General features: G+C 69.5%; 17 protein-coding genes. 10 read left to right on the top strand and 7 right to left on the bottom strand.

Annotated elements, in window-relative coordinates; all coding sequences use genetic code 11:
- Positions 1–10: 10 nt before the first annotated feature.
- Positions 11–490 carry an Lrp/AsnC family transcriptional regulator gene (locus tag PKF00_RS24740; RefSeq protein ID WP_271220019.1) on the bottom strand — a complete coding sequence of 160 codons (480 nt, stop codon included), beginning with the start codon at positions 488–490 and terminating at the stop codon, positions 11–13.
- A gap of 102 nt (positions 491–592) precedes the next feature.
- Here PKF00_RS24740 and hppD point away from each other — a divergent pair, with 102 nt between their 5' ends.
- From hppD to PKF00_RS24725, 3 genes are all read left to right on the top strand, one after another.
- The gene (hppD, locus tag PKF00_RS24735) at positions 593–1,702 is read left to right on the top strand and encodes a 4-hydroxyphenylpyruvate dioxygenase (protein WP_271220018.1); all 1,110 of its coding nucleotides are present in this window, start codon (positions 593–595) and stop codon (positions 1,700–1,702) included.
- Between the two features lie 45 nt (positions 1,703–1,747).
- On the top strand, positions 1,748–2,308 hold the full coding sequence (locus PKF00_RS24730) for an RDD family protein (RefSeq protein ID WP_271220017.1): 561 nt from the start codon (positions 1,748–1,750) through the stop codon (positions 2,306–2,308).
- An 84-nt stretch (positions 2,309–2,392) separates the two neighbouring features.
- On the top strand, positions 2,393–3,853 hold the full coding sequence (locus tag PKF00_RS24725; RefSeq protein ID WP_271220016.1) for a M1 family metallopeptidase: 1,461 nt from the start codon (positions 2,393–2,395) through the stop codon (positions 3,851–3,853).
- 69 nt (positions 3,854–3,922) lie between these two features.
- On the opposite strand, the gene ilvA is transcribed toward PKF00_RS24725, so the two are convergent.
- The gene (ilvA, locus tag PKF00_RS24720) at positions 3,923–5,140 is read right to left on the bottom strand and encodes a threonine ammonia-lyase (RefSeq protein ID WP_271220015.1); all 1,218 of its coding nucleotides are present in this window, start codon (positions 5,138–5,140) and stop codon (positions 3,923–3,925) included.
- Between the two features lie 266 nt (positions 5,141–5,406).
- On the opposite strand from ilvA, the gene PKF00_RS24715 reads away from it, so the two are divergent.
- Positions 5,407–6,357 (top strand): SGNH/GDSL hydrolase family protein, encoded by a 951-nt coding sequence (locus PKF00_RS24715; RefSeq protein WP_271220014.1) that lies wholly within the window; start codon positions 5,407–5,409, stop codon positions 6,355–6,357.
- 288 nt (positions 6,358–6,645) lie between these two features.
- The gene (locus PKF00_RS24710; RefSeq protein WP_271220013.1) at positions 6,646–7,140 is read left to right on the top strand and encodes a phosphatase domain-containing putative toxin; all 495 of its coding nucleotides are present in this window, start codon (positions 6,646–6,648) and stop codon (positions 7,138–7,140) included.
- Between the two features lie 117 nt (positions 7,141–7,257).
- On the opposite strand, the gene PKF00_RS24705 is transcribed toward PKF00_RS24710, so the two are convergent.
- A complete protein-coding gene (locus tag PKF00_RS24705) occupies positions 7,258–7,887 on the bottom strand; it encodes a methyltransferase domain-containing protein (protein ID WP_271220012.1) in 630 nt (209 codons plus the stop codon).
- A 9-nt stretch (positions 7,888–7,896) separates the two neighbouring features.
- Here PKF00_RS24705 and PKF00_RS24700 point away from each other — a divergent pair, with 9 nt between their 5' ends.
- From PKF00_RS24700 to PKF00_RS24690, 3 genes are all read left to right on the top strand, one after another.
- Positions 7,897–8,232, top strand: a complete 336-nt coding sequence (locus tag PKF00_RS24700; RefSeq protein WP_271220011.1) for a MerR family transcriptional regulator — start codon at positions 7,897–7,899, stop codon at positions 8,230–8,232.
- Positions 8,233–8,411: 179 nt separating this feature from the next.
- On the top strand, positions 8,412–9,032 hold the full coding sequence (locus PKF00_RS24695) for a hypothetical protein (protein ID WP_271220010.1): 621 nt from the start codon (positions 8,412–8,414) through the stop codon (positions 9,030–9,032).
- A 1,140-nt stretch (positions 9,033–10,172) separates the two neighbouring features.
- Positions 10,173–11,060 (top strand): alpha/beta hydrolase, encoded by an 888-nt coding sequence (locus PKF00_RS24690; protein ID WP_271220009.1) that lies wholly within the window; start codon positions 10,173–10,175, stop codon positions 11,058–11,060.
- A 155-nt stretch (positions 11,061–11,215) separates the two neighbouring features.
- Here PKF00_RS24690 and PKF00_RS24685 read toward each other — a convergent pair whose 3' ends face one another.
- Together PKF00_RS24685 and PKF00_RS24680 are read right to left on the bottom strand one after the other, a co-directional pair.
- Positions 11,216–11,626: an ATP-binding protein gene (locus PKF00_RS24685; protein WP_271220008.1), complete on the bottom strand. Its 411-nt coding sequence runs from the start codon at positions 11,624–11,626 to the stop codon at positions 11,216–11,218.
- Between the two features lie 32 nt (positions 11,627–11,658).
- Entirely contained in the window at positions 11,659–11,916 is a 258-nt protein-coding gene (locus tag PKF00_RS24680) for a hypothetical protein (protein WP_271220007.1), read from the bottom strand.
- Between the two features lie 302 nt (positions 11,917–12,218).
- On the opposite strand from PKF00_RS24680, the gene PKF00_RS24675 reads away from it, so the two are divergent.
- Together PKF00_RS24675 and PKF00_RS24670 are read left to right on the top strand one after the other, a co-directional pair.
- Positions 12,219–13,046 carry a helix-turn-helix domain-containing protein gene (locus tag PKF00_RS24675; protein WP_271220006.1) on the top strand — a complete coding sequence of 276 codons (828 nt, stop codon included), beginning with the start codon at positions 12,219–12,221 and terminating at the stop codon, positions 13,044–13,046.
- Positions 13,037–13,243 (top strand): DUF397 domain-containing protein, encoded by a 207-nt coding sequence (locus tag PKF00_RS24670; protein ID WP_271220005.1) that lies wholly within the window; start codon positions 13,037–13,039, stop codon positions 13,241–13,243. The genes PKF00_RS24675 and PKF00_RS24670 overlap by 10 nt, the downstream gene beginning before the upstream one ends.
- 36 nt (positions 13,244–13,279) lie before the next feature.
- Here PKF00_RS24670 and PKF00_RS24665 read toward each other — a convergent pair whose 3' ends face one another.
- Positions 13,280–16,129, bottom strand: a complete 2,850-nt coding sequence (locus PKF00_RS24665) for a tetratricopeptide repeat protein (RefSeq protein WP_271220004.1) — start codon at positions 16,127–16,129, stop codon at positions 13,280–13,282.
- Positions 16,126–16,449: a hypothetical protein gene (locus PKF00_RS24660; RefSeq protein WP_271220003.1), complete on the bottom strand. Its 324-nt coding sequence runs from the start codon at positions 16,447–16,449 to the stop codon at positions 16,126–16,128. Before PKF00_RS24660 ends, PKF00_RS24665 begins: the two co-directional genes overlap by 4 nt.
- Between the last annotated feature and the right edge of the window lie 230 nt (positions 16,450–16,679).

Genomic DNA, 16,679 nt, shown 5'->3' with positions numbered 1-16,679 from the left:
GATAGTACGGCTAGCCCCTCCCCTGACGCGGGGCATCGGCCACCAAGGGAAGGACCCGGTATGGCACGGGTGTGTCCAAGGCGATCACGGACGAGGTTCTGACCACCCCGCTGACCTCGACGATCAGGTCGATGACCCGCTGCAGGTCGGCGTTGCTCCGCGCCACGACGCGGCAGTGCATGTCGTCGCCGCCGGTGATCGTGTGGACCTCCAGCACCTCGGGGATGGCGGCGAGCTGGTCGGCGACCGGGACGTGCCCGCTGATCTGGCGGATCTGCAGGGTGACGAACGCCGTCACCACGTAGCCGAGGGCCGAGGGGTCGACGTCGGGCCCGAAGCCGGTGATCACCCCCCTGGCCGCCATCCGGTCGAGACGGGCCTGGACCGTTCCCCTGGCCACGCCGAGCCGTCGCGAGCACTCGAGGACGCCCAGCTTGGGTTCGGCCGCGAGCAGGGCGATGAGCCGGGCGTCGAGGTGATCAATCGTCATGTTGTACAGACACTCCGGTCTCGACGGCGGCTGGATGTACAAGTTGTCCACTGATTAACGTAACTCTTGCACAGTCAGCCCACCAAAACCGACAGTATTCGCATGAGCGACATTTTTCCCGTGAACGGCATGGACGCCGTGGTCTTCGCCGTCGGCAACGCCAAGCAGGCGGCCCACTACTACTCCAGCGCCTTCGGCATGCGGCTGGTGGCCTACCGCGGACCGGAGAACGGCAGCCGTGACGAGGTCGCCTATGTCCTCACCTCGGGCAGCGCCAGGTTCGAGTTCCGCGGCGCGGTACGGCCCGGCACCGGTGTGGCCCGCCACGTCGCCGAGCACGGCGACGGCGTCATCGACCTGGCCATCGAGGTCCCCGACGTCGAGGCGGCCTACCAGGGCGCGGTGGCCAGGGGCGCGAAGGGCCTCGTCGAGCCGCACATCGTCGAGGACGACCACGGCAAGGTCGTGCTCGCGGCGATCGCCACCTACGGCGAGACCCGGCACACCCTGGTCGACAGGTCCAACTACAGCGGTCCCTACCTTCCCGGCTACGTCGCGGCCGAGCCGATGGTCCCCGCGCCCGAGGTGAAGAACGGCCGTGTCTTCCAGGCCGTCGACCACTGCGTCGGCAACGTGGAGCTCGGCAAGATGGACGAGTGGGTGGAGTTCTACGGGCGGATCATGGGCTTCACCAACATGGCGGAGTTCATCGGCGACGACATCGCCACCGAGTACTCGGCGCTGATGTCCAAGGTGGTCGCCGACGGCACCCGCAAGGTGAAGTTCCCGCTCAACGAGCCCGCGATCTCCAAGAAGAAGTCGCAGATCGACGAGTATCTGGAGTTCTACGGCGGCCCCGGCGTGCAGCACATCGCGCTGGCGACCAACGACATCCTGACCGCCGTCGACCACATGCGCGCGGCCGGGGTGCAGTTCCTCAACACGCCCGACTCCTACTACGACGACCCCGAGCTGCGCGCCCGCATCGGCCACGTCAGGGCGCCGATCGAGGAGCTGAAGAAGCGCAAGATCCTCGTCGACCGCGACGAGGACGGCTACCTGCTGCAGATCTTCACCAAGCCGGTGCAGGACCGCCCGACGGTGTTCTTCGAGCTCATCGAGCGGCACGGGTCGCTCGGCTTCGGCAAGGGCAACTTCAAGGCGCTCTTCGAGGCGATCGAGCGCGAGCAGGACCTCAGGGGCAACCTGTAACAGCGCTTGGCTTTGAGCTGGCCGGTATGTGGTGATCTACGACTTATGGGATCACCACCACCGGACAGCTCAGGATCTTTTTCCTGGTCCGCCCAGCCGCCGGGGCCCGAGTACGGCACGGGTCCCGGCCCCGAGTACGGCGGCGGGCCGTTCGGTCCGGGGTACGGCGCAGGCCCGCCCGTCAGGCTCGGCGGGCGCTGGCGCCGTCTGTTCGCCGGAATCCTGGACATCGTCATCGTCGGGATCGTCTCCTCGCCGTTCACCTACGAGACGTTCACCACAGTGTGGGACACGAGCAAGGGCGTCCTCGTCCGGGTTCCCGTCCAGCACACCCTGCTGGCGAGCCTGGTCGGCTTCCTGTACTACTGGCTGCTGACCGCCTTCTGGAACGGGCAGACCCTGGGCAAGAAGCTGTTCCGGCTGCGCGTGGTCGACGTCAGCGGGCGCAGGGTCGGCGTCGGGCAGGCGGCGATCCGGGAGCTGGTCGCCTGGGTGTTCTACGCCACCTGCTGCCTTGGCTGGATCAACCTCGCCTTCATCCTGTTCACCAGGCGTAAACAGGCTATTCACGACATGGCCGCGAGGACACTGGTCGTAGATGCCTGATCATCGCAGGTCTCCCCCTCCGCTCGCGTAGTGTGCGACTAAGGCGGCTCGGCACGACCGGGCTCGGGAAGGGGAAGTGCGATCATGGCGTCCGGTCGGCTGGCCATCGCGGCAACCGCGGTGCTCATCGGGACAATCGGCACCGCCGGGTGTTCGGCGTCGAGGGGGGACAGCGGCCCCAGCTCGGTCGTCGCGGCGGGAGGGACCGTCGGCTCCGCGGCGCCCCAACGGCACGGCGGCAAGATCGGCGCGCCGGGGATCGGCGACCCCGACTTCCCCACCGACGGCAACGGCGGCTACGACGTCGGCCACTACCGCCTCGAACTCGACTACGAGCCCGGCCGCAAGCACCTGTCCGGTGTCGCGGGGATCGACGCGAAGGCCACCCAGGACCTGGCCAGGTTCAACCTGGACCTGTCCGGCTTCAAGGTCAGCCAGGTCACCGTGAACGGCACGGCCGCGAGGTTCGAGCGCTCCGGGGACGAGCTCGTCGTGACCCCGGCGAAGACGATCGCCGACAAGGCGGCCTTCACCGTCGAGGTCACCTACGCCGGAGAGCCGAAGCCGGTCAGAAACTCCTCCAACCTCGGCACGTACGGCTTCATCCCCACCTCGGACGGCGCGTTCGTCACCTGCCAGCCCAACGGCGCGAGGACCTGGTTCCCCGGCAACGACCACCCGGCCGACAAGGCCCGCTACGACTTCGAGATCACCGTCCCCGAGGGCGTGACCGCGCTGGCGAACGGCGAGCTCGTCGGGAGCCCGAGCACCTCGGGCGGCAGGACGACCTACACCTGGCGGGAGACCCACCCGATGGCGAGCTACCTCGCCACCGTGACGATGGGCAGGTTCGAGATGCGCGAGGGCAGGACGCCCGCGGGCATCAGGAACGTGGCGGCGGTCGACCCCCGCTACAGCGACTCGCTCAACGAGCTCTACACCCTTTCGGGGAAGATCACCGACTACTGGAGCACGGTGTTCGGCCCCTACCCGTTCTCCTCGACCGGCGGCGTGATCGACGACTTCCCCGCGGGGTACGCCCTGGAGAACCAGACCAAGCCCATGTACGGCGGGTTCGACCCCGGCGACGACATCATCGCCCACGAGCTGGCCCACCAGTGGTTCGGCGACAGCATGAGCATCAGGCGGTGGAAGGACCTGTGGCTCAACGAGGGGTTCGCGACCTACGCCGAGTGGCTCTGGTCGGAGCACAAGGGCAACGCGAGCGCCGAGCGGATCTTCCGCGCCCGCTACTCGGCCGGCGCCGACGCCGCCATCTGGAAGTACGCCCCCGGCCGCGCGAAGCCGGACGACCTGTTCAACGACGCGGTCTACACCCGGGGCGGCATGACGCTGCACGCCCTCAGGCAGCGGATCGGCGACCCGGCCTTCTTCAAGCTGCTGAAGACCTGGAACGCCGAGCACAAGTACGGATATGTCACGACGGAGGAGTTCGTGGCGCTGGCCGAGAAGATCTCCGGCAAGCAGCTCGACAACCTCTTCGACGCCTGGCTGTTCGGCACCAAGAAGCCGACCACCTGGTAACGGTCAGCCGGGCCCCGGACCGGTGACGGTCAACCTGGCAGCGGCCAGGAGCGGTCAGCCCGGCGACGGTCAGCCGCAGACGATCTTGTATCCCTCCCCGCGGAGGGATTCGAGCACCTCGTCGGAGTGGGCGGGGCCCTTGGTCTCCAGCTGGAGCTGGACCTCGGCCTCGCCCAGGTGCATGCCGAGCCGCTCGTGCACGATGTCGAGCACGTTCACGCCGAGCTCGGCCAGCTTGGCCAGCAGGTGCGCCAGCGCCCCCGGGCGGTCGGGCAGCGGCACCCGCAGGGTCAGATAGCGCCCCGCGGCGGCCAGACCCCGCCTGAGGATCTTGGAAAGCAGCAGCGGGTCGATGTTCCCGCCGGAGAGCACGGCGACCACGGGCGGCTCGAACAGGTGCGGGTGAGCCAGGATCGCGGCGACCCCGGCGGCCCCCGCGGGCTCGACGACCTGCTTGGCGCGTTCGAGGCAGAGCAGCAGCGCCCGCGAGATCTCGCTCTCGGTGACCGTGACGACGCTGTCGACCAGATAGTGGATCAGCTCGAAGGACAGGTCCCCCGGACGTCCGACCGCGATGCCGTCGGCCATGGTCGTGGCGGGCGGGACCGTGACCGGCTCCCCGACCGCCAGCGAGGCCGGGTAGGCGGCGGCCCGCTCGGCCTGCACGCCGATGATCCGCACCCCGGGCCTGAGCGACTTGACCGCGAGCGCGACCCCGGCCGCCAGGCCGCCTCCGCCGAGGGAGAGCACGATCGTGCCGACCTCGGGAAACTGCTCCAGGATCTCGAGCCCGATCGTGCCCTGCCCGGCGATGACGTCGGGGTGGTCGAAGGGGTGGACGAAGACCGCCCCGGTCCGCTCCCCGTGCTCGACGGCCGCGGCCAGCGCCGCGTCCACCGTCTGGCCCGCGAAGACCACGTCGGCCCCGTAGGAACGGGTCGCGGCGACCTTGGGCAGCGGCGCCCCCTGCGGCATGTAGACCGTCGAGGAGATCCCGACCAGCCCGGAGCCCAGCGCCACGCCCTGCGCGTGGTTGCCCGCGCTGGCCGCGACCACGCCCCGCGCCCGCTCGGCCTCGCTCAGCCCGGCGATCCTGACGTAGGCCCCGCGCACCTTGAACGACCCCGAACGCTGGAGGTTCTCGCACTTGAGATGGACGGGACCGCCGATGGAGGCCGACAGCACGTGCGAGTGCAGCAGCGGGGTCCGCAGGGCGACGTCGGCCAGCAGCTCACGGGCGGCGACCACGTCGTCGTAGGTCACCTGACGGTCTGACATGCGGGTCATCCTGCCACCTCCGCGCGACGGGAAACGCCACGACCTCCGGCGCGCCAGTCGACGTGATTCACCCGAAGGCGACGTGATTCACCCGAAGGCGTGGAGGGAGCGGTCGAACGGCGTCCCCGCCGTCAGAGCGTCGGTAACGGGTAGCTCACCCACACGCTATAGCTACACACAGTCACCACTCGCTTATTTTGTGTGAGCATCCGTTCCGGCCGAGAGGCGCGCACATGAGGCTCTCGACCGTTCCTTCCACCACAGGAGACGTCCGCATGCGCGGAAAGATCACCGCCATCGCGCTGGCCACCGCCATCGCCTCGGGCGGCACAGCCGCCGTGGCCGCCCCCGCCCAGGCCGTACGGGCACCCCTGGACTGGGTCGCGCTCGGCGACTCCTACACCGCGGGAGTCATCCTCGCCGCCGGACGGGAATACGAGAGGCCGCGTGACGGCTGCGCGCGCACAACGCTCTCCTACCCCCAGGTGATCGAGGCCGAGCTGAACGACCAGGTCGATCTGCGCAATGTGAGCTGTGGAAACGCCACCATCGCCAACGTCGTCAACGATCCGCAGGAGCCGATCGGCCGCCACCTCCCGCCCTTCTCCAACGACCCCGACTACCCCTTCGCCCCGGTGCCTCCCCAGCTGGAGTCGGTGTCCCCCGACACCGACGTGGTCACCGTCGGCGTCGGCGGCAACAGCCTGGGGTTCGGCCAGATCCTCTTCACCTGCATCGAGCTGGGCCTGAACACCGGCGGCCGGGGCACCCCGTGCAAGGATCACTACGGCGACGAGTTGGACGACCGGTTGTCGCAGGTGAGCGCCGAGTACGACGAGATGCTCACCGCGATCAACGCCAGGGCGCGTCACGCCAAGGTCATCACCGTCGGCTACCCCCACATCATTCCCGACGACACCACCAAGTGCATTCCCGGCAGTCTCGTCGGGTTCGGCTCCATCACGCGGGGCGACCTCGACTGGCTGCGCACCAGCGCCCTGGAGCCGCTCAACGCCGTGATCAGGACCCGCACCGCCGAGCACGGCGACGTCTACGTCGACCAGTACACCTCCAGTCGGGGACACAGCGTCTGCGACAAGGCGGGCGGCAACAACTGGGTGGAGGGCATCCTCGACACCTCGGGCCGCTTCGCCCTGGTCCACCCCAACGCCAGGGGCCACGCCAATGTCGCCACCCTCGTCAAGCAGGCCATCCTCGACCTCTAGTGTCGTGATCGCACGCCTTCACCGGGTTCGCGGTGTTCTCCAGGCGCCGGTACGGCACGTGCCGACACGCGCATGTTCGGCACCCTGGAACGGCGCGCGACCCGGTGAACGTTCCCGTCATGGCGTCGGCTCCGTACCGCCCAGGCAGGTCGGCGACACGTCGCGGGCGACGTCCGGTCGACATGAGGACCTCCGGATGTGGTGACACGTCGCGGGCGACGTCCGGTCGCCACGAAAAACCCCCGGATGTGGTGGAGACTCCGCCTGCCCACAGGCGATGCTGACAGCATGCGTCCCTCCCTCTACACCGTCGACCGGCCGGGCCCCGGCACGCTGAGCGCCATGGCCAAACCTCGTGGCGGTGACTGGCTCGACGACGAGATGAACGCCCTGAGGTCCTGTGGCGTCGACGTCCTGGTCTGCGGCCTCACCAAGGTCGAGCTCGACGAATGCGGCCTCGCGGAGGAGGGCGGGGCCGCGAGCGGGGCGGGGCTCCGGTTCGTCGCCGTTCCCATCGTGGACCGGAGCGTCCCCGACGCCGCAACCGTCCTCCCCGTCCTCAGGGACCTGTCGTCGGAGCTGCGGGCGGGCGCGCATGTCGTGACGCACTGCCGCTTCGGCATCGGGCGCGCCTGCCTACTGGCCGCCGCCCTTCTGGTGTTGAACGGCGTCGACCCGGAAACCGCGTGGCGCGGGCTCGAACGGGCTCGCGGTCTGGCCGTTCCCGACACTGTCGAACAGCGGCGGTGGGTCGATCAGCTGATCGCATTCCGACCCCGCTAAAGCCGCCCTTTCCGGAAAAGGATCAATGGCGGTCCACTAATCATTTGAGGCCATACGAATAACGGGCGGGAAACCGGCGTCTCCGAAGAGACCCCGGCCTTTTCCGTCTCCGTCCGATCAACGCCGCCCTGCCGCCACGAACAACGGAACCGCGGCGAAAAGCCTGCCCGCGTCGGCACGGGCGGCCTGTTCCGCCTTCCAGGTCCGCGCCTGCTCGCCGGTGATCGCCCCGGCGGCGTGAGCGATGTCGGCGAGCCTGGAGACCATGGGCAGCATCGCCGCCTGGACGAGGACACCGGCGTGGACCTCGACGGTGACGCCGCCGAAACCGCCGTCCAGGAGCAGGTTGCGGTAGCCACGGGCGGCACGCGGGCTGGGCATCGTGTCGGCACGGGCGTGCACGATGACGCGGGTCAGCTCCGGATCGTCGGAATCGATCAGGAAGGCGTCCCAGTCCTGGCCGAGCAGCACGATCCGCCCGCCGGGGGCCAGCACCCGCCGCGCCTCGGCCAGCGCGGCGGCGGGGTCGGCGAGCTCGTGACAGACCTTGTCGGCCCGGTAGCCGTGCGCCCGGCCGTCCGCCAGGGGCAGAGCGCAGGCGTCGCCCAGGCGGAAGTCCAGGGCGGGCCGGCGACGCCGGGCCACCTCGATCATGCGCTCGTCGGCGTCGACGCCGATCGGCAGCGCCCCCCGCTCGGCCATCTCCTCGACCGCGCGTCCCGCGCCGCAGCCGACGTCCTGCGGCACTGGGAGAGCGTGGGACTGCTGACCCCCGCCCGCGCTGAAGGCGATCGTCGCCGCTACGGACCCGACGACCTCTTCCGCGTCGCGCTCATCCTGCGCGCCAAGGAAGCGGGCTTCGGCCTGGACGCCATCCACGAGATGGTCACCACTCGGGATCCCGAGGTCCGCCGCGAGGTCATGCGCCGTCAGCGCGCCGACCTGGTACGGCGCATCGCCCGGGCCCAGACGTCGCTGACCCTCATCGACGGCGCCCTGAACTGCGACCACCGGGATTTCACCACCTGCCCGCACTTCCAGCAGATGCTGAGAGAGCAGATCGGAGACGACGCGTTCCACACTCCCGAGTGAATCGATCTCGTACTTGCCCAAATGAAGCGGTCGCCCAATGAGACGAAGATCACCTTTCTGTCGTCGACCGTCGCACCCGATCTTCAAAAAGGTGGAAATATCAGCATTTCGTACCGAACCGTGAACACTCGGTGCCGAGACTATGGACGCTGCATGCCAGATTAGGCAATCATCTTCCGGTGAAATCGCTCCCCCTGGCGTCGGGAATTCTCGGCGGCACACTCGCGCTCGGCATCGCGGGCTGGATGATCTGGCAGTTACAGACACCGGACTCGACAGGCCTGGCGCGCGAGCAGGTCGTCGCCGTCGGTCCGAAAACACGCGCAGCCCTGATGGACGCCGTAGACCAGTACCTGGAGACCACGGACCCCAAACGTGAGAAGCCACAGGTCCTGGCCGCGCTGAAGCCCGAGTTGAAGCCCAGGATGTTCTGCCACGAAGACCTCGTCGAGGTCCGTCAGAAGAGCGAGAACCAGCAACTGGTCGGTCTCGGCGCATCGTGCGAGGAGTACGCGCTCGTCGGCAGGAAGCTCCTGGCGAGCAGCCAGTACAAGAACCTGGCGCTGCTCACCGTCGACTCCACCGGCGGGCGCTACCAGGTGGTGGAGATCCAGGAGGCCCTGGAGGGCGACCTCCTGCGTTCGTCGGTGCGGGAGATGTTCTCCGCCGAGGGAGCACCCCGGGCCCTGGAGATCAGCGGCTCCGACTTCGCCGCCCTGAGCGAGGCGAACCGCGTCGAGGGACGCAAGACGTTCGGTCTGCCGCCGAACGCCGAGATCGAGATCTACAAGCCCGGCTGACGCCGTTCCCGCGAACGCTCACGGCCCAGACGACGCTCATCACCGTCGAGCAGGCCCACGCGCCGCACCCGGCCTCAGGACAACCCCCACGAGCCCTGAACCAGGCAAGGCGCACCACCTCGAAACCCGATCCCAAGGAGCACGCGCCCACAGCCGACGTTCGCCCCGTCTGCACTCAGGACACCCCCCACGAGCCCTGACGCAGGTGAGGACGTACAAACCCCGAACCAGCCCGCACCCTCCGAACCGGCTCCCTCCACAAGCCCGCGACGACCAAGGCGGCCGTCAAGGCGACCGCCTTCAGACCCGGCCCCACCCCACCTGTGCTCAGGGCAACCCCCATGTGCCCTGAAGCAGGTGGGGTGCGGGTTCCGTGGAACCCGGCCCGGCCCACCGCCTCGCCGTACCCGGCACGTCCGTGCCCCACAGTCTGTGGGCGCTCATGACACCGGTACGGCGAGCGGTGGGCCGGGCCGGTGAACGCCTCGGAAAACAGCCGCGCAGCCCCAAAACCCGGAGCAGCCTCGAAAGCCGAAGCAGCGTCCAGAGGCCGGACGACCTCGGAGGGCGGGCACGGCACCGGAGGCGAGAGCGGTGCCGGAAGCGAGGAGTCGCGGCACCGGCGGAGAAGTCCCTCCTCGTTCGCACGATCTTGACAGTCTTCGACGCGAGGGCCTGTAATGGCACACGTCGCGTGTCGCCGACCGGGAGGACGGCGGCGGCATGGAGGCACCGTCGCAGGGGGATGATGTCGTGAGTTCACACTTCACAGGCCGCGCCTGACCGCACCGCGCCCGCGCGCCGTCCCCGCGCCCGGCGGTGCCGAGCGTCGCCGTTCCCCGCGAGCTCTTTGTCGAACCTGACGGACCGACGACCGGCTGACGGTCCACCGTTCCCGTGTGCTCGTCGAATCCCGTGGCTCGTCGGGTTTCCCCCTCCGTGACCGGGGTCGGTGCGCGGTGACTTCGCGCTGTCCGCGTCGCAGTCCGTCCGCGTCGCAGTCGTCCACCACCGTAAGCACGCACCTACGACCTCGCCCGCGCCGTGCCACCACGCCCTTTCCGCCTGCCCGTGTCGTCGGCAGGACGAAGGACGCGTTCGCCGTCCGTGAGAGGCGGTCGCCATAGAAAGGATCATGTTTTGCAGGTCACGCACATCCCCGTCACCCCCGAAGAGGCCGCCGCCGCCATGGCGGAGATGCGGACCCTGTTCTCCGCTCCCCCCGCCCTGCCCGCCGACGCCGAGCTCACGCCCGTCCTGCCGCGCACCGGCGGAGTTCCCGGTGTCTGGGTCACCGCGCCTCACCGCTCGGCGGGCGAGGACGTGGGCGAGACCGGTGTGACGATCTACGTCCACGGAGGCGGTTTCGAGCACAGGAACCCGCCCATGGAACAGATCATGGCCTACCGCCTGTCCCAGGCGACGGGTCGCCCCGCCCTGGCGGTGGACTACCGCCTCGCCCCCGACCATCCGTATCCGGCCGCGCTCGACGACGTGGTGGCCGTCTACCGAAGCCTGCTCGACCAGGGCGTGCCCGCCTCACGGGTCATCCTGGCGGGCGAGTCCGCCGGGGCCACGCTGCTGCTGTCCGCGCTGCTCGTGCTCAAGCAGGCGGGCGATCCCCTGCCCGCCGGGGCGATAGCCGTCTCCGGGCAGACCGACTTCACTCTCTCCAGCCCGTCCATCGACGCCAACGACGGCCAGGACTTCGTGAACCGGGCCGTGCTCGAACACGTCAGCAGCCAGTATCTGGCCGGGGCACGCCCCGATCAGGGGCCCCAGTCCCCTCTCCACGGCGAGCTCGACGGGCTGCCGCCGCTGCTCCTCGTGGCGGGCTCGAAAGAGGTGATGCTCGACGACTCACGTCGCTTCGCCGAAGCCGTGTCCGCCGCCGGAGGAGACGTCCGCCTCGACGTCTACGAGGGCATGCCCCACGCCTTCCACGCGACCACGCTCCTGCCCTCCCCGCCCCCTGTCGCCACCACTCTGCTCCGCCGCCTCGTGGAGTGGTCGGGTCTCCTCCCGTGACCGCCCGTCGCCGAGGCCTGCGGCCGCGCGGCCGCAGGCCTCGGCGACGGACGCGTCCCGGGCGCGGATTCCCGTGCAGGCCGTCGACGACCGCTGACCCGCCTGTCTCCACGTCCCGGTCCCGGCCCGCTCGCCCGACAATGCTTCTCCACGGGTCAGGAGGGGGCTTCCAGCCTGGCCCACACGACCTTTCCGCCAGAGGAGAGCCAGCGGTAGCCCCATGCCGCCGCCAGGTCGTCGACGATTCGCAGACCCCGGCCGCACTCGTCGTCGAGTGAGGCCTCGGCGAGTTTCGGCGGGGTACGGCTTGCGTCCCAGACCTCGATCACCACGGCGTCCCCCATCCGGTGGAGCCCGGCGCGCACGCACTGCGGGATTCCGGATATATCGCCTTCCTTTGAAAAAGCGGAAGTGTCGCCGCCCGTCGCGTTGACGGCATTGGTCACCAGCTCGGTCATGACCAGGTTCGCGACGGTTTCCAGCTCTTCCATGCCCCATTTCGCCAGCACGCGTTCCACGAGCCTGCGGGCGAATGACGGCGCGATCGGATGGGCGGCCAAATCCATGCGGTCGGCCTGGTTCAGCGGTTCCGTCGCTCTCACTGCGCCGCCTCCCAGACGCGCCGGAAGGCGTTGACGTCGAGCGCCCGCACCCGCTGGTCCTGTCTCCTTCCCCAGGTGAAGAACCAGCCGGTGGCGTACTTCGCCACCTCGATCCGGAACGCCCCTTTCGCTCTCCGGACCAGTACGACAGGATTTTCCCCCTTCGGCAGGTCGATCGCCGCGCTCAGTCCCGTGGCGTGCAGATCCCACGCCAGCCGTACCAGATGAATGAACCGCTCCTGCTCGTCGCGCATTGCCATAATCCAGCCCTCCGGGCGCCTTGAGCGAACACGGCCAGGGCGTGAAAAATTGCCGTGCCGGTCGTGTGCGACTCGTCGCGACCCAAGTACGGTAAACACTCGGTGTCGCCATCCTCACTAAGAGTCATGGATGTTTTCTCAGATTGCCCCTAAGCTCGGAGTGCCCGTAAGCGGATTCCCACCTCAGAGCAGGCCAGACAATGACAGCCCCCTGGTTTTTCCGGTCTGAATTCCGAATGGATCCGGTGTGAACGCCTTATTGAATGCCCGGTTCTCCCTAATTCATGGAGGTTGCGATGGGCAGTGAGCCCGCTCCCGACCCCGGGTCTCCCCGCGTGCGTTTCGGCATGGAAATGCGCCGCCTGCGCGAGGCGGCGCAGCTGTCCCAGTCCGCCGTGGCCGCCCGCCTCGGGTGCACCCAGACCCAGATCAGCCGCCTGGAGATGGCCACCCGCACCCCGTCGAGGTCGGACGCGGAGAAGCTGGACCAGATCTTCGGCTCGACCGACAAACAGCACTTCGTCGACCTGCACCGCCGCATCCTGGCCCGCCCCGGCGGACCGAAGTGGTTCATGAGCTGGGTCGAGGAGATCGAGCCCAACGCCCTGGTTCTCCGCTCCTGGGATCCCCTTCTGATCCCAGGCCTTCTCCAGACCGAGGCCTACGCCCGGCAGATCTTCAGCCAGGAACCCAGGATCACTCCAGACGAGGTGGAGGAACGGGTACAGGCTCGCATGCGACGCCAGCAGATCCTCGACCAGGAGAATGCACCGTCTCTCCTGGTCCTCATCGACACGGGTGTACTGCGTCGCCCGGTCGGAGAGTCCAAGGTGATGCGAGAACAACTCGACCACCTGCTTGCGGTCGTGTCACGCCCCTCTGTCTCTCTTCAGCTCGTCGCTCCGGAATGCCTGCCCGGAATGCTCGGCGCTTTCATGATCGCCAAACTTCCAAACGGCGACCCGGATATCATCCATGTGGATTCTTCAGCCGAAGGACAAGTCTCCTCCGACCAGAACCTTGTGACCTCCATCTGGAACCGCTATGAAGCCATACGACTCTGGGCCTATCCTGAGCACGCATCCCTCCGCATGATCGAGGAAGTGAAACAGGAATGGACCTGAGTACCGCCGCATGGCGAAAGTCCTCCCTTTCCGGTGGAAACGGCGGGCAGTGCGTCGAGGTCGCCACGAACCTCCCCGGCACGATCGCGGTCCGCGACAGCAAGAACCCCCACGGCCCCAAACTGCTCTTCACCCCCACCGAATGGAACACCTTCGTCGAAGGCATCAAAACCGGCCGGTTCGACCAGCCTTCTTGATCGGCCGGGCCGCCGGGGGCGGGCTCGCGGAGGTTCTCACCGGGCTCGGAAACGCGACCAGGCCGTCCTCGGGAGGTTCCCGACGGCTCGGAGACGTGACCAGACCCTTCGCAGGAGACTCCCGGAGGGTCTCCGGGAGTCTCGGAGGCGGGCCCGCCAGGTGCCGAGGTGCTTGCGGATGAAGGCGGTGAACTCCTCGTCGGGGTGCCACCGTTCCAGCTCGGCCAGCAGGCGCTCGAACTCGGCGACGGCCCCGGGGATGTCGCCGTCGAGGCCCCGGGCCTCGGCGAGGTTGTTGCGCGCGAAGTGCGTGAGCGGGTCGCCCGGGCCACGGGTGCGCAGCAGGAGGTCGAGATGCTGGGTGAAGCCCGCCACCGCCCCTGCGGTGTCGCCCGCCCCCAGCCGCGCCGCCGCCACCCGCTGCAGCGCGTCCGCCAGGTCTTCGTGGTCGGGGCCGGGGAACAACCGCCGCAGGCGCAGGATCCGCTCCCAGGCGGCGACGACCCCGGCCGCGTCGCCCGTCTCGGTCCGCAGCCCGACCAGCCCGAGCATGTCGGGCAGGAACTCCGGGTGGGGTCCGACCAGCTCCTCGCAGTCGTCCAGCGCCCGCTCCAGCTCAGTTGCGGCCCCGGCCAGGTCACCGGCCCCGGCTCGCCAGTCGGCCACCTGCCGACGCAGTCCGATGATCTCCAGCGGGTCAGGGCGCGGTCGCCGCAGCGCCGTCTCCAGCGCCGTCGTGAAGCTCTCCACGGCGCCCGCGGCGTCGCCGACCTGCCCGCTCCAGTGACCGATGTCGCAGTGCGCGATCAGCACGTCAGGATGGTCCGGCCCGAACACCCGGATCCGATTCTCCAGCACTTCCCGCAGGACGACCAGGGCCTGCCCGGGGTCCCCGGACTCGGCCAGATTGTGGGCGTGACTGTGCCAGGTGGTCAGGGTCAGCGGATGGTCCGGGCCGATCACTCTGGCACGGTGGACGGCCACCGTGCGCAGCTCGGCCGCGGCCCCCACGTGGTCACCGCCCTTGCCCCGCCAGGCGGCGATGTTGTTCAGCGTGGTCAGCGTCAGCGGGTGGTCGTCTCCGAACACCTCTCGCTGCCGGGCCAGCACCGGTTCGAGCGCCGCCACCGCGCCCCACGGATCGCCGTTCTCGCCCCGCCAGACGCCGATGCTGGTGCGGGTGCTCAGCGTGATCTCGTGATCGGCGCTCAGTACCCGCTCGGCATCGGGCAGCAGCGCCTCGAAGCCTGCCAGAGCGCCGGGTTTGTCGCCCGCGGCTCCCCTGGCGCGAGCGTGGACGTTGCGCGCCGTCAGGGTCAGCTCGTCGTCGGCGCCGAGCGCCTCGCTCATCCGGACCACCAGAGCGGCCAGTTCCGTGACGGCCAGCCGGTGGTCTCCCGCGGGGCCGAGCCAGGTCGCCAGCCCGAGCCGGGCGCGCAGGGTGTGCCGGTGGTCCGGACCCAGGTGGGCCTCGCCTGACTCCAGCAGGCGCCGCCAGTGGGTGACCGCGTCGGCGGCGTGGCCTGCCATACCGAGGTCCTGCCCCGCCCGGAACAGCATCTCGGGAACACCGGCCACGGTCCACAGCCTCGCTCCCGTGTGTTCCGCCAGCACGGCGGCGTTGGCGCGCAGGGTGCGTCCCAGGGCGGTGGCCTCCGCCGACGCCGGCCAGACGGCCAGCAGCGCCCCGGCCGCCAGCACCGTGACGCCGTCCGATTCGGTCATGGTCTCCCGCACGGCCCGCCCGGTCAGGGCGTGCATCCGCACCACCTCGCCGTCGCGGGTCACCAGTCCCAGTCGGTGCATCACCGACAGGGCCGACGGCACCGGATCGGCCGCCGGGGGCGACTGGGCCGGGTCGGCCAGCCGTACCTCGTCGAGGAAGTCCCAGACGGCTCTGGGATGCCCGGACGGGTCCAGCAGCGCGACCGCCTGGAGCGTCGGCTCCGCGTACCCTCCCAGCCCGCTCTGCCGCGCGGCGTCCAGGCCCAGCAGCAGGGTGACGTCGACCAGGCGGCCGTAGTCCTCGGTGTCGCCCTCCGGCGGCAGCACCTCGCGCAGGCGCAGGCCGCGGTCGCGGAAGCGCCTCAGGTACGCCGCGCACCCGTTCTCCTCGTCGGACAGGTGACCGGCCGCGTGGATCATGTAACCGGCCGCGTGGCCCAGAGCCAGGGGCAGGCCGCCGAGCGCGTCGGCGAGCTCCGCCGCCGCGGGCTCGGTGTACAGGTTCGGGTGGCCCGCCTCGGTGAGGCGCTCGCGGAGGTAGGCGCGGGCCCGCTCGGCGTCGAACACACCCACCTGGACCAGCCGCCGCCCCTTGCCGGTGAGCTTGGCGTCGCGGCGGCGGGTGGTGCCCAGCACCGTTCCCCGGCCCACCTCCGGCCACCAGCACAGCACCTGATCAGGCTCCTGGATGTCGTCGAACACCACCAGCCATGACCGGTCGGTGCCCGCGAGCCAGGTCAGCAGGGCCCGCGCGGCGGTCGCCGCGTCCGTCCCGTCCTCCGCGCCCGGGGCCCGCACCAGGCGGGCCGCCTCCGCCAGCGTCGACACCAGGGCGTCGGCACTGCTCGCGTCGGCCCAGACGATCAGGTCCGTACGGCGTTCGACGGCTCGCCGGACCCACCGCGCGGCCAGCTGGGTCTTGCCGGTGCCGCCAGGGCCGGTCAGGACGAGCGAGCGGACACCCGTCAGCCGGTCGTGCTCCAGGACGGCCCTGTCGTCCTCGGGGCGCGGTTGGAACGCCGAGACCTCCCCCGGCGGCTCACCCGCCACCCTCGGCCACGACAGCGGCGGTGTCAGGTGGATGTGCTGGTCACGCCCCACCTGGTTGACGAATCCGTGGTCACCGGTCCACGCGTTGTTCGACGAGGTCGGCTCGCTCACCGGCCACCGAGGAACTGGTCGCCGTTGACCTGGTTGATCAGCCCGCCCTCCCCGGTGGTGGCCGTGAAGGTGGGCCCCGAGGACACCGGGACGGTCGGCGGTGCAGGAGGCCCGGCGGCTCCGGCCTGGGGCGGCGTGTCCTGTGCCGCCGACACGCCCCGCAGCGCCATGATCGCCGCTGCGCAGGCGATGACGCCCACCACCGCGCTGACCGGTCCCGCGAGCTTGTCCGCCTGGTCGACGCCGACCGCGACGAAGAGCGCCGCCAAGCAGAGCGCGGCCGCGGCCGCCGAAACCCACGCCCACACGCGACGAGTCATAACCGGAGGTTAACTTTCCATCGCATGACGGACCAGCGGATCAGACCAACGCAAGAGGCCTTTTCGCGCTCGTCTCCCACGCCCCGTCTCCCACGCCCCGTCTTCCGCCTCCCGTGTCGCGTCGGACGGATCTCGTCGCCTCGTTCGGCGTCGACGATCCTTTGCCGGTAACCGATAGGTTGCTATCGTTTTTGTCAGAACGGTCAGAGCGGTCAGGAAGGCGAGTCACA

The sequence above is a fragment of the Streptosporangium carneum genome (assembly GCF_027922005.1).
Lineage (GTDB): Bacteria > Actinomycetota > Actinomycetes > Streptosporangiales > Streptosporangiaceae > Streptosporangium > Streptosporangium carneum.
The sequence above is the reverse complement of the archived record's forward strand: the minus strand, read 5'-3'. Positions and strand labels throughout refer to the sequence as shown.